The organism is Streptomyces sp. NPDC008121, assembly GCF_042957155.1.
GTDB lineage: Bacteria > Actinomycetota > Actinomycetes > Streptomycetales > Streptomycetaceae > Streptomyces.
On record NZ_JBIBHT010000021.1, the window covers coordinates 1 to 22,580 of the forward strand.

A 22,580-nucleotide genomic window follows, 5' to 3' on the forward strand; every position below is an offset into this window, starting at 1 on the left:
GTAAGCCATCAGTGGCAGCCGCTTGATAGCCACACCCGGTGTCCCTGGGTGTCCCCACCCTACGAATGGGAGGACCAGCCCGAGCAAGAAGGTAGAGCCCGTTTGAGCTGCTTGTTTCCTCTCCTGGACGGTTGTTCGCCGCGGATCGACGAGCCCGAGCTGCGGGTCGCCGGGGCCAGGCCGGCATAGGCGGCGAGGTGGGCGGCGGACGGGAAACTGGATCCGTCACCGACGTCGATGAGGATCCGGGCTCCGGTCCTGACGCCGATCCCCGGGATGGACGTCAGGACCTTGGAAAGAGGGTGTGCCTCCAGCAGTTCCTCGATCCTCGCGGCCAGCAGTTTCCGCTGGTCAAGCACTGCCTGGAGCGAGCCGGCAAGACTGGGAACGATCAGCGCGGCTGCGTCCGTGCCCGGGACGACGACGGTCTGCTCGTCCAGCGCGGTGGAGATGTCCTCGACCAGCCGCTCGGCCATCCGCGGGGCCTTCGGACGTATCAGCGTCACCAGCCTGCGGCGTCCGGCCTTGCGGATCTGGGCCGGAGAGCCGAATTGGTCGAGGAGTTTGAGCACGGCCGGGTGCTGCACTCTCGGGCCCAAGACCCGCTCCAGCGACGGGTGGATCTGCGTGAGCAGGCCCCGAAGCCGGTTGCTGATCCTCGTTGCCTCGCCGGCCAGGTCGTCATCGAAGCCAACGATCATCTCCAGCTCGGCGATGGTCTCGTCTTCGAGGTCGACCGAGCGGAGCGTGTGCGGCATGACGCGGGCCGCGTCCGCGATGACGAAGGCGTCGCGGGCGTCGGTCTTGGCTTCACCTGGGTAGAGGTCCGCGATCCGCCGCATCGACAGTCCAGGCAGATAGGCGACTGGGCAACCCATGTCCCGGGCGACCGCCAGCGGCAGGGCCCCGATCGAGGCCGGCTGGTCGACCACCACGAGCACCGTTCCGTGCTTGGCCTGCAGCTTGCCGAAGACCTCGCGGAGCTTCGGTTCGCTGTTGGGCAGCCGCTTGTCGAACGCCTTCTTCCCGGCCGGGGTGACGGCGGTGGAGTGGTGTTCGCCCTTCCCGACGTCCAGGCCGAGGAAAGCTCCGATCTCACTGACGTCGATCACGCGCGTCCTCCGGGTCGTACTCCAGCCCGGCCGTCCCATGACACCGATCGCCACATCCACATTACGAAGAGCCTCCCGACCTGCGGAAAGGCCGGTGGTCATGCCCCTAATCAGCGGTCTGTCGGTGCCTCCGGAGCCGGTGACACCACCCCCCAGGCCATGCGTTCGACAGGGGGAGAAAGTCATGCCAACTCCGAAGGCCGGGTGCGATGTGCCGGGTGGGTGTCGGTGGGTGGGTGTCAGTGACGGCATGTCAGGTCGGGGTGTTGCCGCTGGCTGGGGGGCGGGGAGTGGGCGGGGGCACTGTCGTGAAGCGGTATCTGGAGCGGGTGTCACTGTCATGGGCTGGTACACCCCACTCCGGTCCACTGTCTTGAGAACGGCCCTTCTGATCCTTCGGGGGCCGCGTGGCGGCACCGTGGTCGGTGACCGGTTTTGGTGGGCGGCAGGGATGTGGGCATGGAGGACGGTGACGCGGTCCGCGCAGACGGCGGACTGCCTGCTGCGTCGAGGACGGCACTGCGCGGGCCTGCGGTGCGGCGGCTGCTCGGTCTGCGGGCCGGGGGAGACCTGACGGCAGGTCATGTGCGGGTGGCTGCGGATGCGCTGGGGGTATCGGAGCGCACGGTGTGGCGCTGGCTGGCCGCCGCTCAGAGCGATGAGACCGCGGTCGCCTACCCCGGCGCACGCTCCCGAGCCGACGCCAGGTTCACGATCACGCCCGAAGTCCGTGGACTGCTCGCACTGTGGAAAGGGAACGTGCGGGCAGTTCATCGCGAGCTGGTCCTGCGTGCCGCTCGGCAGTCCCCGCCTGAAGCCCCACCCTCGCTGACAACGCTGCACCGGGCGATCCGCCGTGATCTGACGTCGGGGGAGCGGGCCGGGCTTGCGGGTGGGGAGCGGGCGGCGCGTAGGCATGATGTGTTTCTGGCCCGGCCGCGGGGCTGGCGTAACAAGGTGTGGGAGACCGACCACATGCAGGCGCCGGTGCTGGTCGATGTCGATGGCAGGGCCCGCAGGCCGTGGATCACGTGGTTCACCGACTGCGCCACCAACGCGATCACCGGTGTCGCGGTCACACCGGTGTATCCGTCGCGGGAGTCGGTGCTGGCCGCGCTGCGTTCCGCGGTCCTGCGCGAGGACCCCTACGGTCCGTTCGGCGGCGTGCCCGAGAAGATACGGGTGGACCGCGGTAAGGATTTCCTGTCCAGGACGGTGAGCGCCGCGTTCGATCTCCTCGACGTCACCGTGGAGGACCTGCCCGCCTGCACCCCTCACCTCAAGGGCACCGTGGAGGGGCTGAACCGGGCGGTGGAGAGCATGTTCCTGGCCGCGTTGCCCGGCTACGCCCGCCAGCCGCGCCCCGGCAAACGCCCTTCCCGCCCGAAGGACGAAGTGCTGCTCGGCTTCGAGGACTTCACCGCCCGTCTGCTCGCCTGGACACGGTGGTGGAACACCGAGCACCGTCCGGCGCCGTTGCGGGGCAGGACTCCGCTTCAGGCGTGGCAGGACGATCCCACCCCGCTGCGGGACGTGGCCGCGGCGGATCTGTGGACGTTCACCCTGGAGGATGCCGGCACCCGCACGCTGACCACCCGCGGTATCCGCTTCAAGAAACGCGACTACGTGGGCCCGTGGATGACCGGCCAGGCCGGGCTCCAGGTCCGCATCCGCTTCATGCCCCACCACGACCACCGTATCGAGGTCTACCACGCCGCAACCGGCCGCTACCTCGGCCCCGCGGACCTGGCCGACCAGGCCACCAAGGAACAGATCAGCGCCGTACGGCGGGCACGGGCCGCCCGCGCCCGCCGCCTGAAGAAGGACCTCGAAGCTGCCCAGCGCGAGCGCTACGCCGCCGCCACGCAGGCCGAGCCCCCTCGTCGGCTTGGCGCGCTGACCGCCACGCAGGCCGACGCCGAACTCGCCCAGAGTGCCGACGCCGGCCTGTCGCAGCTCGCGTTGCCCGATGTCGTCCCGCCTGCCGCGCCCCCGGCCGACTGGCGCACCCCAGCTTCCTTGGCTGCGCTGATCACGCCGGCCCCGTCCGGCCGTGACTCCACCACTACAGCCCCGGACAGCCCGGACGGACAGGCCGCACGTTCCACCACAAGAGAAGATGGGGATGCCTCGTGACCGCGGCCACCTACCAGTACGTCGACCTGACCGACGCCTCCGTAGTCACCACCCGGGCTCTGCTCACTGCCCGGGAGAACATCGGCGATACGGTCGCTGCTCGCGCGATGATGTGCATCCACGGCGGTGCCGGCTTCGGCAAGACCCTCGCCGTCAACACCTGCCTGCGGGGACTCGAACCCGCCGGTGAGGACGTCCGCAAGATCACCTTCCGGGCCCGGCCCACCGCCCGTGCTGTGCGCTTTGAGCTGTTCACCGCGCTCGACCTGGCCGGCGAGCCACCGCGCCACCCCAGCGAGTTCGACCGTCTGCTGAAGACCGCTCTGGCCGAGCGCCCCCGTACCTTCCTCGTCGATGAGGCTCAGTGGCTCAACGGGGAGGCGTTCGAGTACTTCCGCTATCTGTGGGATGAGCCTTCCACTCAGCTGGCGATTATCTTCGTCGGTGGCGCGGGCTGCCACACCGTGCTGCGCCGCGAACCGATGCTCTCCTCCCGCATCTTCATCTGGCAGCACTTCACCCGCCTTACCCCCAGCGAGGTCCTCGAGAGCATCCCGCTGTTCCACCCGGTCTGGGCCGACGCCGATCCCGAGGACATCACCTTCGCCGACCAGCATGCCGCGCACGGCAACTTCCGCGCCTGGGCCCAGCTGACCGCCCACACCCGCACCGCTCTGGCACGCACCGGCCGTCCCCGCGTCGACCAGGAACTGCTGCGCTGGGCCTTCAGCCGCCTCGCCTGACCACCACACCGCCATCCATGCCCCTTGCCGCGCCACCGCCGCCCATCACCGTGGTCATCGACCACCATGACGACGCGATCCACACCCACACCGCCCTGGCCGCCCACCATCTGCCGTCCGGCCGGATCACCCTGCACCCCGGCCCGGGCACCACCAGCGAAACCGGCCTCGCCCACGACCTTCTCGCCGCACTCGGCAAGCCACCCCTGCTTCCAGGCCGCTTCCCAGGCGGTCGTCAGCCCGCCTGGGAAGCCGCCACGGCCTGGATCACTGCCCTTCCTGTCACCCGGCTGACCGTCCTGCGCGCCCACCGCCTCACCACCCGCCGCACGATGCGCCTCCTCCAGCTACAAACCCTCACCGGTATCCACCTGATCCTGGTCTGTCACCGGCCGCATCTTCCCGCCGCTCTGCATCAGGCCCTGCGGACGGCCGACTACACCGTCACCGCCGACTTCGAGGCCGCCCGCCGCCACTACTACTACGGCACACCGGTCACCGAACCCCCACTCGCAGACGAGCCCGCCGGGCCGGCCAGCCGGTGGCTCACCCTGCCCGCACTGGAACGCCTCATCTCCTACGACAGCCCCCGCCCCTGCACCGACCCGTGCACCCCGCCCTCCATCATCTGGCGGCACCGCCCACCGCCCGTGCCTCTCACCGCGCACACCGCCCAGAAAGTCGCCCACCGCCTCCAAGCGGCGACCGCACATCCCCGCCTGGCAGCGGCCGTCGCCGCCGCACTGTTCACCGGCGCCTCCCTCCAGCAACTTGCCACCGCCCGCCCCCGCGACTACGACGACGCCGCGGCCACACTCGCCTTGCACGACCGCGCCCGCTACACCGACGGCTGCGCCGCCTACCCCGTACCACCCTGGGCCAGCGTCTTCCTGCGGGCCGCAGCCTGCTTCACTCCGCTCGTCTCCGTCGAGGGCCAAGAGCTGCTCGCCGCGCCACCTGACCGTGCACACCTCCTGCGCGTAGCGGAGACGGCCAAGCTGCGCCCGCCCCAGCCGCCCGCAGCCCGCCGCAAAGGCCCGGTCGGCCGTGTGGAGTGGGACTGGCGCGAGCGGCAGGAAGCCGAGCAGTACGAAACGGTGCCCACCAGGCGTCACGCCCTCACGACGCTGAACAACACCCTGTCGCGGTCGCTCGAGGGACAGGCTCAGCCGATGGAGAAGTCGGCGAACTCGACGTCGCTGAACGCGATGTGCAGCCCGTGGGCCCGGCGGCCCCCGTCACGGAAGGAGGCGTGCCCGAGAGCGCGGGCGAGGATCACCGTCTGCTGCTGCTCGCCCGCGCCGGCATCTTGGGCGGCAAACAGCTCCCGGGCAACCTCTCCCGGCAGGTCCTGGGTGATCCACCGCACCCGAGGGTCGTCCGAGGAGCCTGCAGGAGCCGCGAACCCGAATCGCGCCCTGGTGTGGAAGACGAAGCCCTCCGCTTCGGCCTGGGCACGCCGGCGGGCCCGTATTCGGGGCTGCCACCGAGCCAGGACCGCCTTGTCGATCGCCTGGGCATGCTGCGGACCCGGCGGACGACGTGCTCCGGACTTCTTTGTCACCCACCGCTGCACGGTGCGCTGTGAAACGCCCAGAAGGCGTGCCACCTTCCTCGTGGAGCCCTTCTCGGACCTCATGAGGAAACGCAATGCCGAGGCGCCTGTAGGTGCCGGGCGCGTCAGCAGCGCTCGCTCAATTCCGTTGCTGATCTCTCCCACGAGTCTCCCTGGCGCTTGACCCCTATGGCTATTTGAGTTGCCATACCTCTCACAGAGGTGGCCACTCGCGATCGAGATCCGCCGTACAGGGCAAACGATCGGCGAACCTGGGCTATAGACGCAGAACGGGGGACAGCGACGGTGACGGACAGAGGGCAGAGCGCCCGGGTTGGCGGGGCCTGCTCAAGGATTGCACCGCCGAACGTGGTGAGAGCCCGTGTCCCGGCCGGGATTACACGCGAGGTGGTCCGGGCTGGCTGTCTTGCGCGCCGACTCATCCCGCGTCCGGAGGCAGAGAGGACGCTGGCGTCGGCCTCGCGGGCGGACACGCGCCCCTGCTATGGGTGACGGCCCGTCTCCTGCGGCGTCTGGAGGTCGTGCACGAGGGAGCGCAGATTGACGTGAACCAAGGCGCGCGGGGTGTTGAGCGCGCGGGCCGCCTGCTGGAGGAAGACACCGGTCTTCTTCTCGGCGACGACGTGGTCGGCATAGCCTGCGGCACAGGCGAGGTAGAACAGGTCATTCAGATCGTTGCGCACCCACTCGTCCGATGCGTTGCGCAAGCGGGCCTGGGTGATCTCCAGTACTCCGCCGTTGAAGGGCAAGCGAGCAAAGAAGTCAACCACCGTTTCCTCGTTCAGATGAGCGGAGGTGTTCTCGCTGCTGATACCAGCGATCAGGAGTGCCTGGGCGATGTCCCTGCCCTGATCGCCCAGCATGTGTGCGGCCGTCACCAGACGTATGTCGCGATCTCCTGGATGGTCCCGCATGTACTGGGCGAGTGTGGAGAGGGTAGCGGCCCATCGCTCGATGACCGCGTTGCTGGCGGCCAGCTCCTCTGGAGAAAGCGTGTCCTCCAGCAGGGCGCTTGCCCAGGCCGTCTGCCAGGAGAGGTCGTCCGGGCGATGGGCGGCGGTCGGCGCGGCAGCGCCGATCGAGGGCGTGTAGTCGAAGAAGGGTGAGTTCGCGGCGGTGGTGAAGACGTCCGTTGCCGTCAGCTTCGTCCCGCTGAATGCGCCCACCAACTCGTATCGCCGGACGACCAGCGGACTGAGCATGTGCCACCCGCCGTAGCCGTCCAGCATGGCTCGCGCGAGCCGACGGCGGCTGGACTTCAAGCCGCGGTGAGCGGTCTCGACGAGGTGGGCCATCGACAGCGGCAACCGGACCTGCCCGGACGCGGTCAACTCCCACAACGCCGCGGCGGCTTCGCGCTCCTCAGCTTTTTGGATCTTCTCGGGCGCAAAGCGTGCCTGCGCCATCGTGATCCAATGATTCTGATCCAGGTAGACGACCTTGGACACTGCGCCTCACTTCTGTCTGTCTAAGATGCCCCGTCCTGGGCTGCACAGGACAGACCAGTAGGGCCGCCGTCGGGTTGTACGGTTCCTCCCTCCGCTCTGCATCGCGCGCCTCCGACACGCTGACCGCCGCACGAGAGCTGGAGCTGCAGATGGGCAGGGCAACGGCGCCGGACGCAGCCGTCCATCAGTTCGGCCCGTCAGGTCACAGGGACGACGGGGGAGCACTCCGGGAATCTGCGGTACACCTGGCGCGTGAAGCTACGAGACCTCAGCCCGCTCATGGCGCGCCGTCGAGACGGCGGCCTCAGCCACGGCCGTTTCCGGGCTGACCCTGCGCTGGCATCCCTGAACTGGCCGGACGACATCCTTGAACAGTTCCTCTTCGACCACGGGGACAACAGCGCCTTCGTCCATGACTACGGCGACATCGACCTGTGCGAGATCAGATGGAGCCTGGAGACGATCCCGGCTGAGGACTTCGAGGAGCTGCCGACCGGAGCGTCCGATGCCGGCTGTATTGAGAACTTTGCCAAGAACCCCGTGCACTGGGTCAGAGTCCGCCCTCCTGAGGTCGGGCAGCACTGGGAGCGTCACGGGACGTGGCTTCGCCCGCCGATCTTGATTGCACGATGGCTCTTGCACCCGGCGGACACAGGCCTTCAGGTCGGCGTCCTGCGAGGTCGCCGGCGCGAGGGACTGCACGTCGCGTCCCACCATCAGGCATGGGTCGGACACCCCGCGATGTGAAAGCCGGCTGAACCCGGCTGGCCAGCGAGGTGTGCTGACGGCTTGGATCCAGCACTCGACAGGGGCTACTCTCCCCGTGAGTCTGCCGCGGCAGCCGAGGCGACCAGGCAAATTACGAGCGCGGCCGGTCAATCAGATGAAACGCTTGGGCAATGAGCGAGCGCAGCCGTGTCACGATCGATGACATAGACACCCGAACGCCGACCGGTGAGTGTCCGAACTGCAAGCTGAACGTGGCGTTCGACCATGTCAGCCGACGCGATGTCTGGCCGGCCTTGAAGGAGAGGCCCTTCGGCGCCGCCTGTTCAGGTGCAGATTTCAACGGCACCAGCACCATCCCGGAGCCGCGACCCAAGGACGACGTTTTCCGCGTTGTCGAGCACATCCTGGTCTGCCAGAGGTGCAGGAAGACTGCCGTTGTGCATCAGCACTGGGGTCCGGACCTGCCCGCAGGTGACGATCACGAGGCCATCGCCACAGCTCTCAAGAACAGGGCATCCAAGCCTCGGTTCCTAGTCCTGGTGCATCCTCGGCGGTCGACGCAGACACTCGACCAAGCGGCCCCGCATGAAGTCCGCGACCTCTTCGACGAAGGCACCAGGTGCCAGGAAGCCGGCGCGCTGCGGGCAGCGGCAGCGATGTACCGAGCGGCTGTTGAAGAGCTGTGCAAGGACCGCGGGGCCGCGGGCCCGAACCTCAAGCAAAAGATCGCCGACCTGTCCAACAAGGGCGTACCGGCCGACGTTGTCCGCGACCTCGACGAGGCCCGGACACTCGGCAACTGGAGTCTGCACGATGGACTGGCCTTCTCCTACGAGGAGGTAGACGATGTGGCTTCACTAATCCAAGAAGCCGTATTCGTCGTCTACGTCCAGCCCGAACAGCGCGCCGCCTACCGTGCAGCACGCGAACAACGTCACCGTCAGGCACGCACTGGGGCATGAAGCAACACAGACGCCGCGAGTTCCAGGCGCCACGTCGTGTCGCGGCGCTGTCGGAGCCACCCGCTGAGCGGGTCAGCCGCAGGCAGTTGCGGCTGAACTCCGGCTCTACGCCTACCGCATGCCCAGCTCCCGCAGCGCGCTCAACTGCTCCGCAGTAAGCTTGTCGCGCCTCGATTTGGTGTTCGAAATCCAAATGCCCAGCTTGACGGTCACCGGCTCTGCCTCGCCGTCGACCGCGATCTCTTCGCTGTGCCCGCGCGGCACGGGCCGGTCCGCGCCTTCCCGCTCGACCCACTGCGTGAGGGCCGCCAGGCCGCGCTGGAACGCCGCCTGGGCCCTAGTCGGGCCCTTTGTCGTGCGCGCGGCTGCCGGGGTGGGTGCCGTGGCCTCAGCGGGCTGCACGCCCAGCTTCGCCAGCCGCTCCTGCTGCTCGGGGAGGAGCTGCGCCCAGGTGCCCGGGCTCTTCTGCCGCTGAAGCCATCGCCCGATGTCGTCGCCGTCGAAGACGACGCCGGGTTCGATGGCCGGCAGGATGCCGTCGGCGTCGACGAGGTCGGCCAGGACGCGGTAGTGGCGCTGCCAGTCCAGCGGCCACGGGCAGTTCCAGTCCTCGTCGACCGCGGCCAGCTGCTGCGCGCGCTCCTCTGCCCGCTTCGGGTCCTTCCCGAGTCCGCCCTTGCGGCGCAGGTTGGCCATGTGCTGCCCGATGGGCACCATCTCCTCGCCCTCGCCCCAGACCGCGTCCTGACGCGGTGCGAGGTGCCCGGTGGCCCGCCGGTAGGACCGCAGTGCGGCGAGCTTGTTCTCCCATGCCTCCTCGCCCGGCTCCCACACCATCCCGGCCTCCGGCGCGTCCAGAAGAACCTTGCGCCGCTCCTCCAGCTCACCCGCCCGCAGGGCCTTCCGCTGCTGATGCACCCAGCGGCCAAGCGGAAACGACTTCGTGACCCCCACCTCGACCTCGACGTCGTAGGGCACGGCGTGGACGCCGGTGATCTCGTTCTCCTTCCGCCAGCGGATCAGGGCCTGGTAGCCCTCTAACCACACTAGGGACTCGGGCCGGTAGACCCGGGTGCGCAGGAACGCGGCGATCGTGGCCGCGCCCCGGGGCGAGGAGAAGTGGAGCAGCGCCGACTCGGCCGCCGCGTCGGCGCCGTCCTCCTGGTCCTCGCCGTCACCCTCGCCGCCGGCCCCAACGATCCGCCCCTCCTCGTCACGCCGGATGTGCACCTTGCGCTTCCCGCTCGTGAGGGCACGGGAAGCGAGCTGCTCAACAAGGCGGTCATCATGACTGCGGAGGCCCTGGAGGACAGCGACAAGGGGGCGGTAGCTGGCGCTGGCGACCATGTCGGTCGGGTCCTCGTTGGGCTCCAGGAAGACGGGCACGATGATCCGCGCGACCTTGGTGGAGCCGTCCTTGTTGAGCCGGAGCGCGCGGCCGATGTTCTGGACGATCTCGACCTGGGAGCCGCGGGTGTCGGCGAAGCAGATGGCTTCGACTCCGCGTTCGCCGGTGATGTCGACGCCTTCGCCGAGGACGCGGCAGCTGGCGAGGTAGGCGCGGTGTACGCGGCGCCCGGCCGCGTCGATGCCGCCTGCGAACTGGCGCAGCACCTCCCGGCGCTCGGCCACGAGGTGGTCGCCGCACAGCCAGGCCGACCAGACCCGGTCCGGGGGTACGTGGCGGCCGGCTTCGAGTTCGTAGAACGACGCGTCGATCGACGACGTGGGTAGCTTGTCCGCGGCGGCCAGGTCGGCGTCAGTGGCGTCGTTCATGTACAGCTCGGCCGCCGTCTGCGACAGCTTGTCCGCGAACGCGCGTGCTTCCTCGACCTTCTGGTGGAAGGTCATGACTGTACGCAGGTTGTACGCGGCGGCGTGTTCCAGGAGGGCGGCCTGCAGGAGCGCCAGGCGCCGGCCCCGCCGCGCTTCCTCCGACTCCCCGAGAACGGGCGAGGGGTCGCGTGTCGCGGCTCGTTCGATCTGATCAGTGTCCGGGGTGTTGAGCTGGTCTGATCAGTTGGCTGGTTGGGGCTGGCGGTGTGCTCTGCGTTGGCGAGGGGCTTGACGTTGCTTGCGGGCTGGGGCTGGGCGGGGTCTGTGAGCTGTGGGTTTCCTGCCTCGGGGTGGCCGTAGGTCCGTTGGTCAGTTCTATTGGTGGGCCGGTCAGTTTCGTTGGGCGGCTGTTGTAGCTGATCAGGGGGGTAGGTCCGTGGATGCCGAGGGTGCTCAGGAGGTGTTGTTGGCGGGGGTGGAGCTGGTTCCAGGCTTGCTGCTGGGTGCGGATCCACTTGGTCGTGGTGCCTGGGAATGGGCGGCCGGCGGTGTGGTGGGTGTGGGCTTGGTGGTAGCTGTGATTCCAGGAGACCCGCCAGGGTGGGTTCCACCACGGGTCGAGTGCGGTGAGCTGTGTGTCGTGGGGCCAGGGCAGGCCAGTGCGGCGTAGGTGGGCGACGGCGCGTTTGCGCTGCTCGTACAGCCACCAGCCCAGGGGGAATCCGTCGTGTTCGGTGGTGTAGTGGGCGGTGCCGAGTCCGCCGTGAGTGTGTGCGTAGGAGCGGGCGTAGGGCAGGCCGCCGTCGATGGACGAGGAGACGGTTGTGGGGCGCGACCGGATGGCGCCGGTTCTGCGGCGCGTGCGTGTTTCCTGCTGGGGGCGGGCGGCGTGTGCGTCCTGGGGTGTTATGCCGAGTCCGGTCAGGAGTTCCTGCTGGCCCGGGTGGAGGTCGTCATAGTTGGTGCACTGGGTGAGCAGCCATCTGGTGGCGGCTGGAGGGAGTCCGGGGAAGCCTGCGGCCGCGTTCAGAGCGTGGCCGTGGATCTCGTTTCTGACGGCATGGTAGGTGATTTGCCATGGTAGGCCCCAGGATGGGTTCCACGAGGAGTCAAGGACGTCGAGGGCCTCGGCGCGGTGGTGGGGTAGTCGGCCGTTGGCAGCCCGCTTGCGTTGGTGGGCGAGCCATGTCCCCAGCCGGTAGCCGTGGTGGTTCGCGCTTCTGGGCACGGCGAGGTGTCCGTGTTGGGCGGCGTAGGAGCGGGCGTGGCCCAGGCCGGTGTCGAATGAGGATTGCTGGGTGACGCGACGGGGCCGTGCGGTGGGGGCATTGGTGGCGGTGATGCCGAGTTGAGTGAGCCTGTGTTGCTGCCCCGGGTGGAGGTTCTGGTAGGTGACGCACTGGGTGTAGAGCCATTGCCCAGTCCAGTCGGGGGTGCCGGGGAAGCCTTGGTCGGGGAGGAGTTTGATCCCGTTCTCGACGAGTTTGCGGGCGGCGCGGTGGTTGATCTGCCAGTCCCCGTTCCACGGTGGGTTCCACCATGGGTCGACGGCGGCCAGCAGTGGGCCAGCCGGGTAGGGCGCGGCGAACTTGGCGGTATGAAGGCCGGCCTGGCGCCGCTGGCGGGCCAGCCAGCCTCCGACGGGGAAGCCCTCGTGCCGGTCGGAGGGTGATGCGTTGAGGTCGCCGTGCAGTGCCGCGTAGGAGCGGGCGTAGTAGAGACCGGTCTCCAGGGACGGCCTGTGGGTGGCGGGGTTGGGGCGGGCGGTTTGGACAGTCTGCTCAGTCAGTCCGACGGCCGCGAGCTGTCGGCGCTGTTCCACTGCCAAGCCGGGGTAGGACACACATTGGGTGTATAGCCATTGACCGAGTTCGTCGTTGAAGGCTGCAAAGGCGCTTTCGGGGTCGAGGGGGTGGCCGGAGCGGACGAGTTCGGTCACCGTGTAGCAGGCTCGCTGCCAGTCGGAGGGCCAGGGCGGTGCCCACCACGGATCCATTGCGTCCAGCTGCTGTGTGAGGGCGGGATCGAGAATGCCGCGTCGGGCGCGTACGCGGAGGTTGGTCAGCCATTGGCCGATGGGGAAGCCGGCGTACGTATCAGCAGAGCTCGCACAAAGGTGCCCGTGCTCCTTCCAGTAGGCGCGTGCGTTGGTCAGGCCCTGGTCACGGGCCTCGGCGAGGTTGCGACGCCGCGGCAGTGCGTGACGGGCGGCTTCGGCACTGATGCCGATCTGTGCCAGTAGTCTGCGCTGCTGGGGGTGGAGACTGCTGTAGACCTGGCACTGCTGGTACAGCCAGGTGCCGAGATTCTCGCTGGTGCCGGGGAAGCCCTGCTTGGGGCTGATGTCGGTGCCTGAGTCCAGCAGCCGTCGTGCGCGCAGGTAGATGCGCTGCCACAGTGTGCTCCACGCAGGATTCCACCACGGGTCAAGAGCGGCCAGGGCCTGGCTGCGCTCGGGGGAGAGCTGGGGGCCTGCGGCGCGCTGATTGGCCAGCCACAGGCCGAGTTGGAACCCGTCCTTTTCGTACCGGTAAGGAATGCAGAGGTGGCCTTGTTCGGTGGCGTAGGTGCGGGCGTGGCGCAGGCCGCGCGCGAACCCCTGGGCGGTCTCAGCCACGTCTGGGGCCGGCGCCCCCGCCGACTCCGTTTTTCCGGGCGCTTCGTCGACGGGCCGGGTTTCGGCCAGGAGCCGGGTGATCGGTGCGGGCCGGTGGGGCGGGGAGACGTGCCACATGCTGCGTGTTTTCGGCTTGTGCCCGGCTCTGGTGCGTACGCAGGCGCGTACCCAGGCGTTCAGCGGGCCTGTCGTGAGGGCGCTGAGGCGACCGGCGATCCATGGCCGCTCAAGGCGCCGAGCCAGTTCGTCCACGAGGCTGGGGACATCGGCGAGCGCGTGCGGCTGATGCCGCCCCGCGTCATCGAGTAGCCGCTGCTGCAGGCTCGGGTCGGCGAGGGCCGCGGCCAGCGTGACGGCTTCGGGGTAGGTCACCGCATCCCGCGCCGCTGCACGCCAAGCGAGGTCGTTGCCGGGTGCCATCAGCCGCAGCCGATCGGGCCAGAGGATCTCTTCCGGCCAGGGCTCGTCCCACCACGAAGCCATGATTGCCTGCGCCACGGTGAATGCTTCGCTGGCGTGCGCAGAGCGCCGCAGCAGCCGTACATGACGGCGCTGGGCCGCCCCGTTCTGCGGCACATACCGCAGGTCCAGCTGCCCGGGGACGGCCGCTGCCCCGTCGACGACGGGTGCTTCCAGCATCCAGCACTGGTGCTTGACGCATACCCGGCCGTGCGGCAGCAGGTAGCGGCGTGCTTCCTCCCGGCCTCATGTGGCGGTCGCGGTGCAGGCCCGGCATCCGGGGCCGGTCGGCGGGATCGTGGCTGCGGTGCGGACCCAGGCGGCCGGCTCGCTGCCGAGCCTGCTCGAAGGGACGTCCCTGCCCCAGGCTGGCAGGGCACGGTGCAGGTGTTCTTCGGGCATGCGGCAGAAAGCGGCGACCACCGCCCGGGCCTCGGCGTTGAAGACCACTTCGCCGTCGGGCCGCACCGTGAACAGATTGGGCCGCCGCCCCACGTCCACGAGCGCGCCGATGAGCTCTTTGGCCGTGATCCTGTACCGGGAGGCGACTCTGCTCATGAACGACAGCGTCGTCTCACCGTTCAGCGGAGCGACACGCACCGCTCCCAAAGACGCTCTGTGAAAGGGTAGTTTGTTCTGCTCGCGCTGTGGTGGCTGCGAATAATCCCTGACGGCAGGTTCCATCAAAGGGCTGGTGGTCTTCTTCACCGCTGGTCCGCCTCGTCAGGAACCAGTGCCGTTGTTGCGGGGGCGCGGGAGGCGTTTTCGGGGCGGGCGGGCTTGCTGCTCCGCGCGGATGTCGAGCTGGATGCCGGCCAGGAGCCGTTTGGTGATCTTTTCGCTGCCGTCGAGGAGAGCGGTGAGGGCGGCTTCACGGATGAGGTGGGAGAGGCTTCCCATGACTCCGCCGGTGCGCTGGTGGAGGTAGTCGGCGTGCCGGGCCAGAGTGCCCCCAGTGTGGCGGCGCAGGTGCAGGGCGTTTTCCATGTCGGTGACCAGGTCCAGCCAGGTCGCGCGCTGTTCGGCGCTGCCGCAGGACAGTGCGGTGTTGCGGACCAGGGCGAAGCGGCCTGCCAACTGTGCGCCGCGCGGCCCGTTCAGCAGGGGGGATGCCTCGACGTCGACGCCTGCGTAGACGAACGTCGCCGGGATCCTCTCGCCGAGGTGCTTCATCTGGTCGGAGGTCTCCGCGCCGGCCCGGGTGCGGGTGTCGAGCAGGTGGACGTCGTCGACGAGGACCAGCGCGGTGCCCAGCTGGCACAGCAGGTGGCAGACGGCGTCGGTGATCTGCGCCTGGTTCATCCGGGCCGCGATGGGGATGCCGAGGAACCGGGCGAACTCCGATACCAGCATCTTGGGAGTGGAGGCGGGCGGCACCGCCAGGAACACCACGGGCAGGCGGTCGGTGCGGCCGGGGTGGCGGCGCTGCTCGGCGAGTTCGAAGGTACGGCCCATTTCCAGCAGGGTGGTGGTCTTGCCGGTGGTGGGCGGCCCGGACACGATCAGCCCGCGGCGCGCGGTGCCCTGTTGGCGGCGGTTGAGGAGCATAAGCCGCCGCACCGCCAGCGAGATGCGCTCCATCGCCGGGGTGGTCAGGACGACGAACCGGGAGTGGTAGTCCAGGCGTTCCTTAAGCGACCAGTCCTCGTCCCCGGTGGGCGGGGGCTTCAGCGGGGGAGTGCCGACGAACTGCTGCCAGCCCTCCCGCGTGGTCGGCGGCGCATAGGCCGCCATCTGCTGCTCCTCGTCCGGGACGGGACCGGCCTCGGGGACTGCTACCACTGGGTTGCCTCCTGGCGGGCATCGTAGATCCGCGACGGGCGGGGGACTGCGGCCCGCCCGGATGGGTGTTCGTCTCTGGCGGGGTCATCGCCTGCATCGTCTGATGTGCCGAGCGGGTCTTCGTCCTCGTCCCAGCCGTCCTCGAACTCTTCGTCGTCGGGCGCATCCAGGCTTGCTGGGGTGAAGGCGCCGACCAGGCCATAGGAGAGGGTCGGGGCCATGAGGGGGGCGGGCGGCTCCTGCTGGTTTGGGGCGGGCCCGGCGAGGGAGGCTGCAGCGCTGGCGCGTGCCGCGACGGTCCGCTCGCGGCGGGTGCCTTCCCCGTTACCGGCCCGCCGCAGGAGACGGTCCAAGGCCTGGGCGAGCTGTTGCTCGTGCTCGTCGCGGTCGCCGCGGCGCTCGACGGTCGCGCGGATGTGCCGCCAGGTGAAGTCGGTGAAGGGCAGGCTTACTCGCTCCTTGTGGATCCAGGGCACCTCCTCCCACCCGCCAGGCAGCCGCACCCAAATCTGCTGGGGGTCATAAGGGTTGTGGTGCACCTCCCACATTCCGTCCGGGGCCGTCGACTGGAACCCGCGGTGCGGGTTGAGGACCTCATGGTCGTAGGTGCGATAGTCGAAGCGGATGCCGTAATCGTTGATGCCCACCCGCTTGACCGGCATGAGCTCGACATAGTCGTCTTCGCTGAGCAGCACCGGCACATAGCCGGTCACGCCGACCAGCGCGGCCCACATCTCGTTCGGCGACACCGCGAGCTTCGGGGCCAGAGGATGTCGCAGGGATGCGTGCCGACGGTGCTGCCAGTCCGCGACCAGCCACTCCTCCAGCAGATCCTGCACCTGCGGCAGCGTCCAGCACGCCTCGTCCTCGACGTGAGAGCCGCGCTGAGTGACGTCGGAGCCGGTGTAACCGGCCACGTACTGGGAGAACCGGTCGCCGATGGTGCGGAACATCCGCTCGACATTTCCCTTGGCCGGGCCGTTGGCCGGAGGCGCCGGCTGCACCGACACCCCCAAGCTGTCGCACGCCGCGACGAACGAGGCGGAGACGAACACCCGGCCCTGGTCGACGACCACCGTCTCCGGCATGATCACCGGACGGGCCGCCGCCCCCTCCAGCCGCGCGTCCAGAGACACCAGCCGCTCGTAGGGGATGACCGACCGCGATATCGCCAGCGCCTCTTCCCACCCAGGGCGCATCCGCATGGGCGTCACCATCTGCGCCAGCAGAATCGCCGCGTCCACCGACCCTGTGCCCATCGGCCGCAGAACGGTCGCACAGATACTGCGCGTCGCCACATCCAGCGCGATGGTCAATTCGGCCTTACCCACCACCCCGTCGGTCAGGACCACCATCACGTCCAAAGGCGTGCTGTCCAGCATCACCAGCTCACCGGGCCGCAACGCCACCGTCGGGGTGAACGGAGGAGCCGGCCGTGAGGAATGACGGCGCCGCTGCGCCGCGGTTCCCAGCAGCCCCTGACGGTCTGCGAGGGCGTGCACCAGCCGGTTGAACGTCGAGGCAGGCGGTACCTTCACCGCCCCCGCGCCGTGGGCGTCCTCCAGGATCCAGCCGACGGTGCGCCGCAGCCTGCTCAGCGTCCCGGTCGACCGCTCCCGCTGAGCCTGGAGTGCCTGCTCGATCGCGGCGACCACTCGCTCGTCCGCGCGCCCCACCGGCGAGCGCCGCCGGGCAGCCCGGCCGTCCACCAACCCCCACAGGCCCTGCTCCCGGTAGCGAGCCCGCATCCGCCGCACCGTCACCGCACTGGCCGGCTGCCCGGCCGCCGTCAGCTCGGCGGCCTTGGCCTCCTCCCGCTCCGTCATGCTGCGCAGGGCCGGATCGAACTCGGCCCGCGGCACCTGGTCCTGTCCCGGAACGGGGTACCCGGTCTCCACCTCGCGCACGTGCCGCTCCCAGGCGTACGCTTGCTCGCGCACGTGCTCCGGCAGTTCCTCCAGGAGCCCGAACGGCGGCACGCTGCGCCGCGGGGAGCCCACCACTTCGAAGTCGGGGTCGGCGAAGAGGTAGTTCACCAGGACCGTGGCGACGGAGTTGTCCGCGTCGATAAGCTTTACGGACAGGCCTTCCAGCATGACGACCGTCCAGGTCCGCTTCGCGAAGCGCACCTGAGCTCCGGGCTCCAGTACCATGCCGCTCATCCCTGCCCCCGCCCTCGGGCAACCGCAGTCACGGTCACCCGCTCGTGCAGGGGCACGCCGAGTGGAGCCGACAAGTCGCCCTGCCACAGTGCGTGGAAGACCACCGGGAAGACCTGGATCGGGTCGCCGAGTTCATGCACCCCCTCGATCAGGGGCCGCGGCCGCCGGAATGCCTCGGCCGCGCGCCTGGCCAGTTTTCCGCCCTTGTAGCGGGGGTGCCGGTACCCGGCCAGCCAGCGCAGATTGGCCGCCAGAACCGGATCCGGGGGCCGCAGAACCCGGTACTGCCACCCCGCCGCCGCGGCGGCAGCCTCCATCACCGCCGCCCGACAGGACAGGCGCGGAGAGATGTCGCCGTGCCCTGCGCAGTCCGCAAGCAGACCCCTGCCGTCCACGAGCCGGGCCATCAGATGCGGTGAGTGCCGCACCCAGCCCCCGTCACGCTCAGACCAGGCAAGTTCCACCGGGCGGCACGCAACGGCCACGACCGAAGGATCCCAGTCCAGCAGCATCACCTGGGTCCGCATGACCCCGGACCCGTAGTGCACCAGTCGTCCGTTGGTCGCCGACCACCACCACCCCGGCGCCATCCGCTTGCCGTGCCGCACCGGGAACCTCCGCACCGGGACGCACTCCTCCAAGCAGACACCACGCGCGGCCTCCAGCCACAACGTCCTCTGCTCGGTTCCCGCCTGGTCAACGAACCGAGCCTCCAGCCGGTCGCCGATCCCGACCGGTAAATCCGCGGTCGTCTCACCATCCGACAGTTCGCCCGGCAGCCCGGCGAAGTCCCCGGATGCACCAGCCGGCTTTCGGACCGCCACGAGCGGCGACTGGTCACATCCTCCGTCTGCCGGACCGGATACCTGAGTACCTGTCTCCACTGCGGCCCGCGCACCACCCTGCGCTCCCGCGCTCTGCCATGGCGATGCGGGCAAGGCAGTGCTGCCAGCGGCCGGCGGGTGATGCTCGTCGATCATGCGCTCCACTCAAGCGCGCCCACGCGCGCGAACCGCCGAAATCAGCCAACCTCCACAGCGCGCAGCGCCTCGCCTCGCTCCGCCGATGACGTTGCCGACCGGGCGCGCATCCGGCCGCATGATCTTCACCCCGATTACCCGGGGAAGGGCGCTGTACCGGCGGCACGGCGACGACGCGCCCGAAGAGGTCGCAGTTGCTGGGCCACCATGCTCGGCCTGCCGATCCTCCTGGGCGACGAGGAGTATGAACGCGTGGTCCATGCCGCGGCCCGGGCCGTCGCTGTGCCGGCTGTGGCTCCGCCCACGGGGGAGTGAGGGCCCGCTCCGCCAGCCGCGCCGGGACCAGTACGGTCACCGGGCGCGGTAGTACGCAGTGGTGGCGCGCCCGTCCCGGTCGCGGAACAGCCGACGGGCCGCGAACGTACCGCCACCGGGCCGGGCAGCGCGGTCCTCACCGGCGTGGCGTGCGGCCGCAACTCGTTCGGCCAGGGCGCGCAGTTGAACCCGGGCCGAGGCGGGGCGGTGCTCCGCGCGCAGCCACCACGGATCCAGCCCGTACCCTTTGGAGTGCTGCTGTGCTGTCCGCGCCGGATGCGGGTGAACGCGCCCATGCAGTCCAGCAGCGGTCCGGCATGCAGTGGGCCTTCCAGCACCAGCCCACGCTCCGCAGCCTGTTCGCACTTGGCCAGCCAGGGCCGCTCCAGCAGTACTGCGAGTTTGCGGAAGAACGCCTCGTCCGGCCGGAAGGGGCGTACCGGTCCGCCGCGCCCGTGATCGTCCCAGATCCGTTCCTGAACCCCGGGGTCGAGTAGCACGGCGGCGAGGGTGACGGTCTCGGGGAACGTCACCGCGTCGCGGGTGACCACTCGCCACCACCAAAACCGCGGTCCCGCGTCACCTCCGGCGACCGCATGCAGCCGGGCCGGCCAGATCCGCTCCCGCTCCCACCCCAGGGCCTGCTCCCACCACGCACACACCACCGCGTGGGTGAGAGCGAACACCCGCCCCGGATCGGCGCCGGCCGCGGCCGCGGTCCGGGCGACCTTCGGCCAGTCCCGCTGCGCCGCGGCAACCTCCGGGCTCGCCCGCAGGTCGAGGTTGCGGTGCCGGTGCCCGTCCCCGCAGGTCTGCATCCACCTCTGATGGCGGGCACAGACCCGCTGCCACGGTGCCACGTACCGGACCACCACGGTGTCGTGACCGGTGCGCGCCGCCGTGCACAGCCGACAGCCATACGCCACCGGCCCGTACTCTCCGGCCGACGCGACCTTCCACCGTCCTGCCGCTGTGTTCGGCCACGCAGCCTCACCGACCCCGCCCAGTCGGGCCAGCAACTGCCGGCCGACCGGGTTCAGCATCACCTCGGCATCCTCGCGCGGACCGGCCTCGTCCCGCGGCCGCAAACCTGACCAAGTCCACAGCGACAGCAGTGCGCCGCGGCCCAAGCCGTAGCGGCCAGCGATTCGGGACAGGTACGACCACGTCGTCTGCGCGGCGACCAGAGCGACTCGGAGCGCCGATGGGCGTGGCATCCTCAAATATCCGACCACCGGCTACACCGGTAACGGGTTCATGGAATGTGCGGCCACAGCGGACAGCCGCTCGATTCTGAGCGGGGCGGCAACGAGGCTGGATGCGGCGGAGAGGCAGTCCACGGTCTCAGCCCCTCTTGATCTGTTTGTAGAAGAAGAACGCGGGCTGTTCGGCGGTGGGAAGCGCCCACGATCTGCCCAGCAGGTCAGGCAGGGGCTGCCCGTCGGGGAGCACCGTGAAGCCGTGCCGGGTGTAGAACTCGCGGAGCTTCGTGGTCTCCAGATCTCTCGTGGCGTTGCCGAACCAGCTCCGGACACCTCGCAGCCTCAGCCGATCCTCCATTGCCCGGATCAGCATGCCCCCGATGCCCCGTCCCCGAAAGGCGGGCACGACTGCCATGAGGTCCAGTTCGCTGTGCAGGTCCATGACCGGCGCGTACTCCGGTCGCCGCATCATCGTCATGGAGACTGCGACCTGTGACCTGCACGTGAGGGCAGCCCCTGCGAGCTCGCCGGTGCCGGGGTCGCGGTAGCACAGCACCAGTGGCGCGTAGAGGGGATCGTGCTTCACCTTCGGGACCGCAGTGGGGGCGATGTCATGGAACGAACCCTCAAACAGCGCCTGCGCCTCCGCCCGTTGGGCGTCGGTTATCGCCTCAGATATCGCCACTGCAGTGCTCATGCGGCCCCAGAGTAGGGCACCTGCGGTACCTCGCTGGCAATGCAGAACCAACGGCCAAGGCTGTCCGCCGCGCTCGGGCTGAGTACCTGGACGGGAACTAGACACCGAGCCAGATCCTGAAGACGTGCACGAGCGCGTTGCCGAGGTGAAGCCCCGCGCTGTGGGCGAGGCCCTGTCGGAGGCCGCGCCCTACTGGACCGTCATGCGCTCCGCCGGCCGTGTTCCAGGCGCTGGGTTGCTCGTCGCGGGCAGGCAGCCCGCCCCCGCCGAATCCGCCGCCCCCGCACACCACCGGCAGACCATCCCCGCACCCCGCCAGGGGCGCGGACGGCAGGGCGGCCACCGTTGACCGGAGCAGCGCCCGCCCTGGACCTTGGTGTCAGTGGTGAGTTCTACGCTTAAGAGCTCTGCACCACTGAGCAAGGAGCCGGCCCATGGCCATCGACTTTGTTGCCCTACATGAGCCGCTTGTGGAGTGGGTCCACGAACAGACGGTCGCGAACTCGACGGAGTACGTGACGATCACTGCCTTCGGCGAACAGCACGGTCTCGATGAGCAGCAGTCCCACCGACTCCTGCTGACGTGCAAAGACTGGGGGCTGCTGAGCGATCGTTACGCCGGGATGGGTGATCCAGCGGCCAATCTGACCCCACGAGGAATGGAATGGGTACAGGAACGCCTACGTCGGCGCGCTGACCCCCGAGCGCGCAGTGCCACTGCACGCAAAGGCCTGCTGACCTGGTTGTGGGAGCAGAAGAACGATGGCGCGGGCTACCCCGTTGTGGAGGGAGCCCTTCAGTCCCCGCACTCGCTCCACGAGGGAGGTCGACTGACGCTGGAGGAGATCGATCGTGCCAGCGCCTACCTCCTCGCCAAGGCATTGATCACAGGAACCGAGACGGGACAAACCGAAGGGCCCGTACGAGCTGAGATTACGGCTGAAGGGCAGGACTGCGTGGAGCACTTTGACGGCGACGTGAGCGCGTACGAGCGTCGAAACAGCACCGGCAACACGACGTTCAACATCGGCGAGAACACGGGCAACATCGCCGCGAACAGCCGTGACTTCACCATGAACGCCACGACCAACAAGGACGGCATCGACCCTGCGGCAGTCGTCATGCTCGCCCGCGCACTACGTCAGGCCGCGCCTGCCTTGGAACTGCCGGAAGAAGACGCCCTCGAGTTCACCCAGCTCGCCACGCGTCTCGAAACCGAGGCCGCCAACGGCTCTCCCGACCCCAGCAGGCTCCAGCGTTGGGGCGGTTCCATCATCGGCATCCTCAACTCGCCCGTGGTCAGTGGAGCCCTGGGGAGCGTGCTCGCTGCATACACCGGGACGGTGCTTCCGGGCCTGCCTCCCGCGTAAGACCGCAACAAATGACCACGGGGTGTGCCGAAAAAGGAAAGTCATGAGGCCCACCCCGTGGTACTACGCCGCTGCTCACTCCAGTCCAAGGGCACCGACCAGGGGATGTTCCACCGCGGATCAATCTCCCTCAGCGCGGCTGTCGCAGTGAGGCTGGGCGGGCTGGTCGAGCATGAGAAAGCGCGGCTGCAGCTGCGTCGCACGCCGAAGCATGCTGAGGGGCCGACCACAGTGGTCGGCCCCTCAGCATGTGCCCGGGTGCTGCCACGCACACCGGCACCGGAGTGCGTCCAGCTGCTCCGCGGTGAGTTTGCCGCGCAGGCTCTGGTAGCCAGCGCCGAACGGCGTGCGCCAAAGACGCCGGATCCAGCGAAGCGGCGAAGGCTGGCGCCGTGCACGCTGCAGGTACGCAAAGTGTTCGCTTCGGCCGGGCCAGTGGGCGGGCAGAGGCCGAGGGCGCCGGACTCGTGTGAGCGGTCTCTCCGTGCAGGGGGCCTCGCGGTGCGGCGCGCGG

Annotated in this window: 15 protein-coding genes and 1 pseudogene; 6 read left to right on the top strand and 10 right to left on the bottom strand. The window is 69.2% G+C overall.

What is annotated here, in order from left to right:
* Nucleotides 1-92 precede the first annotated feature (92 nt).
* Nucleotides 93-1,151: pseudogene (locus ACFZBD_RS33535) on the bottom strand (IS110 family transposase); the annotation flags it as partial.
* Between the two features lie 495 nt (nucleotides 1,152-1,646).
* Here ACFZBD_RS33535 and ACFZBD_RS33540 point away from each other — a divergent pair.
* Together ACFZBD_RS33540 and ACFZBD_RS33545 are read left to right on the top strand one after the other, a co-directional pair.
* Nucleotides 1,647-3,248: a Mu transposase C-terminal domain-containing protein gene (locus ACFZBD_RS33540; protein ID WP_391147185.1), complete on the top strand. Its 1,602-nt coding sequence runs from the start codon at nucleotides 1,647-1,649 to the stop codon at nucleotides 3,246-3,248.
* A complete protein-coding gene (locus ACFZBD_RS33545; RefSeq protein ID WP_391147146.1) occupies nucleotides 3,245-3,991 on the top strand; it encodes an AAA family ATPase in 747 nt (248 codons plus the stop codon). Before ACFZBD_RS33540 ends, ACFZBD_RS33545 begins: the two co-directional genes overlap by 4 nt.
* A 1,165-nt stretch (nucleotides 3,992-5,156) precedes the next feature.
* Here ACFZBD_RS33545 and tpg read toward each other — a convergent pair.
* Both tpg and ACFZBD_RS33555 read right to left on the bottom strand, forming a co-directional pair.
* Nucleotides 5,157-5,630 carry a telomere-protecting terminal protein Tpg gene (gene tpg, locus ACFZBD_RS33550; RefSeq protein ID WP_391147189.1) on the bottom strand — a complete coding sequence of 158 codons (474 nt, stop codon included), beginning with the start codon at nucleotides 5,628-5,630 and terminating at the stop codon, nucleotides 5,157-5,159.
* 419 nt (nucleotides 5,631-6,049) lie between these two features.
* The gene (locus ACFZBD_RS33555; RefSeq protein ID WP_391147148.1) at nucleotides 6,050-7,015 is read right to left on the bottom strand and encodes a hypothetical protein; all 966 of its coding nucleotides are present in this window, start codon (nucleotides 7,013-7,015) and stop codon (nucleotides 6,050-6,052) included.
* A 252-nt stretch (nucleotides 7,016-7,267) separates the two neighbouring features.
* On the opposite strand from ACFZBD_RS33555, the gene ACFZBD_RS33560 reads away from it, so the two are divergent.
* Both ACFZBD_RS33560 and ACFZBD_RS33565 read left to right on the top strand, forming a co-directional pair.
* The gene (locus ACFZBD_RS33560) at nucleotides 7,268-7,762 is read left to right on the top strand and encodes a hypothetical protein (RefSeq protein WP_391147150.1); all 495 of its coding nucleotides are present in this window, start codon (nucleotides 7,268-7,270) and stop codon (nucleotides 7,760-7,762) included.
* A 152-nt stretch (nucleotides 7,763-7,914) separates the two neighbouring features.
* Entirely contained in the window at nucleotides 7,915-8,706 is a 792-nt protein-coding gene (locus ACFZBD_RS33565) for a DUF4145 domain-containing protein (RefSeq protein WP_391147152.1), read from the top strand.
* A gap of 111 nt (nucleotides 8,707-8,817) precedes the next feature.
* Here the strand turns inward: ACFZBD_RS33565 and ACFZBD_RS33570 are convergent, their stop codons facing one another.
* From ACFZBD_RS33570 to ACFZBD_RS33600, 7 genes are all read right to left on the bottom strand, one after another.
* Nucleotides 8,818-10,557, bottom strand: coding sequence for a Helicase associated domain protein (locus ACFZBD_RS33570; RefSeq protein ID WP_391147155.1), 1,740 nt, complete (start codon nucleotides 10,555-10,557; stop codon nucleotides 8,818-8,820).
* Between the two features lie 136 nt (nucleotides 10,558-10,693).
* Nucleotides 10,694-13,738, bottom strand: coding sequence for a Helicase associated domain protein (locus ACFZBD_RS33575; protein ID WP_391147157.1), 3,045 nt, complete (start codon nucleotides 13,736-13,738; stop codon nucleotides 10,694-10,696).
* A 66-nt stretch (nucleotides 13,739-13,804) separates the two neighbouring features.
* Nucleotides 13,805-14,266 carry a hypothetical protein gene (locus tag ACFZBD_RS33580; RefSeq protein WP_391147159.1) on the bottom strand — a complete coding sequence of 154 codons (462 nt, stop codon included), beginning with the start codon at nucleotides 14,264-14,266 and terminating at the stop codon, nucleotides 13,805-13,807.
* Between the two features lie 15 nt (nucleotides 14,267-14,281).
* Entirely contained in the window at nucleotides 14,282-15,292 is a 1,011-nt protein-coding gene (locus ACFZBD_RS33585; protein ID WP_391147191.1) for a TniB family NTP-binding protein, read from the bottom strand.
* 41 nt (nucleotides 15,293-15,333) lie between these two features.
* Complete coding sequence (locus ACFZBD_RS33590) at nucleotides 15,334-17,502, bottom strand: transposase (protein WP_391147162.1); 2,169 nt, start codon at nucleotides 17,500-17,502, stop codon at nucleotides 15,334-15,336.
* Nucleotides 17,499-18,482 carry a TnsA-like heteromeric transposase endonuclease subunit gene (locus tag ACFZBD_RS33595; protein WP_391147166.1) on the bottom strand — a complete coding sequence of 328 codons (984 nt, stop codon included), beginning with the start codon at nucleotides 18,480-18,482 and terminating at the stop codon, nucleotides 17,499-17,501. The genes ACFZBD_RS33590 and ACFZBD_RS33595 overlap by 4 nt, the downstream gene beginning before the upstream one ends.
* A 1,659-nt stretch (nucleotides 18,483-20,141) precedes the next feature.
* Entirely contained in the window at nucleotides 20,142-20,696 is a 555-nt protein-coding gene (locus ACFZBD_RS33600; RefSeq protein WP_079155150.1) for a GNAT family N-acetyltransferase, read from the bottom strand.
* A gap of 124 nt (nucleotides 20,697-20,820) precedes the next feature.
* Here ACFZBD_RS33600 and ACFZBD_RS33605 point away from each other — a divergent pair, with 124 nt between their 5' ends.
* Both ACFZBD_RS33605 and ACFZBD_RS33610 read left to right on the top strand, forming a co-directional pair.
* Nucleotides 20,821-21,045 carry a hypothetical protein gene (locus ACFZBD_RS33605; RefSeq protein ID WP_390678654.1) on the top strand — a complete coding sequence of 75 codons (225 nt, stop codon included), beginning with the start codon at nucleotides 20,821-20,823 and terminating at the stop codon, nucleotides 21,043-21,045.
* A gap of 85 nt (nucleotides 21,046-21,130) precedes the next feature.
* A complete protein-coding gene (locus ACFZBD_RS33610; protein WP_391147169.1) occupies nucleotides 21,131-22,066 on the top strand; it encodes a hypothetical protein in 936 nt (311 codons plus the stop codon).
* Nucleotides 22,067-22,580: the final 514 nt, after the last annotated feature.

Excerpts from the sequence above, each read along its gene's own strand:
- tpg (WP_391147189.1), bottom strand. The coding sequence starts at position 5,630 with ATGAGGTCCGAGAAGGGCTCCACGAGGAAGGTGGCACGCCTTCTGGGC.
- ACFZBD_RS33565 (WP_391147152.1), top strand. The coding sequence starts at position 7,915 with ATGAGCGAGCGCAGCCGTGTCACGATCGATGACATAGACACCCGAACG.
- ACFZBD_RS33570 (WP_391147155.1), bottom strand. The coding sequence starts at position 10,557 with ATGACCTTCCACCAGAAGGTCGAGGAAGCACGCGCGTTCGCGGACAAG.
- ACFZBD_RS33575 (WP_391147157.1), bottom strand. The coding sequence starts at position 13,738 with ATGCTGGAAGCACCCGTCGTCGACGGGGCAGCGGCCGTCCCCGGGCAG.
- ACFZBD_RS33585 (WP_391147191.1), bottom strand. The coding sequence starts at position 15,292 with ATGGCGGCCTATGCGCCGCCGACCACGCGGGAGGGCTGGCAGCAGTTC.
- ACFZBD_RS33590 (WP_391147162.1), bottom strand. The coding sequence starts at position 17,502 with ATGAGCGGCATGGTACTGGAGCCCGGAGCTCAGGTGCGCTTCGCGAAG.
- ACFZBD_RS33595 (WP_391147166.1), bottom strand. The coding sequence starts at position 18,482 with ATGATCGACGAGCATCACCCGCCGGCCGCTGGCAGCACTGCCTTGCCC.
- ACFZBD_RS33600 (WP_079155150.1), bottom strand. The coding sequence starts at position 20,696 with ATGAGCACTGCAGTGGCGATATCTGAGGCGATAACCGACGCCCAACGG.
- ACFZBD_RS33610 (WP_391147169.1), top strand. The coding sequence starts at position 21,131 with ATGGCCATCGACTTTGTTGCCCTACATGAGCCGCTTGTGGAGTGGGTC.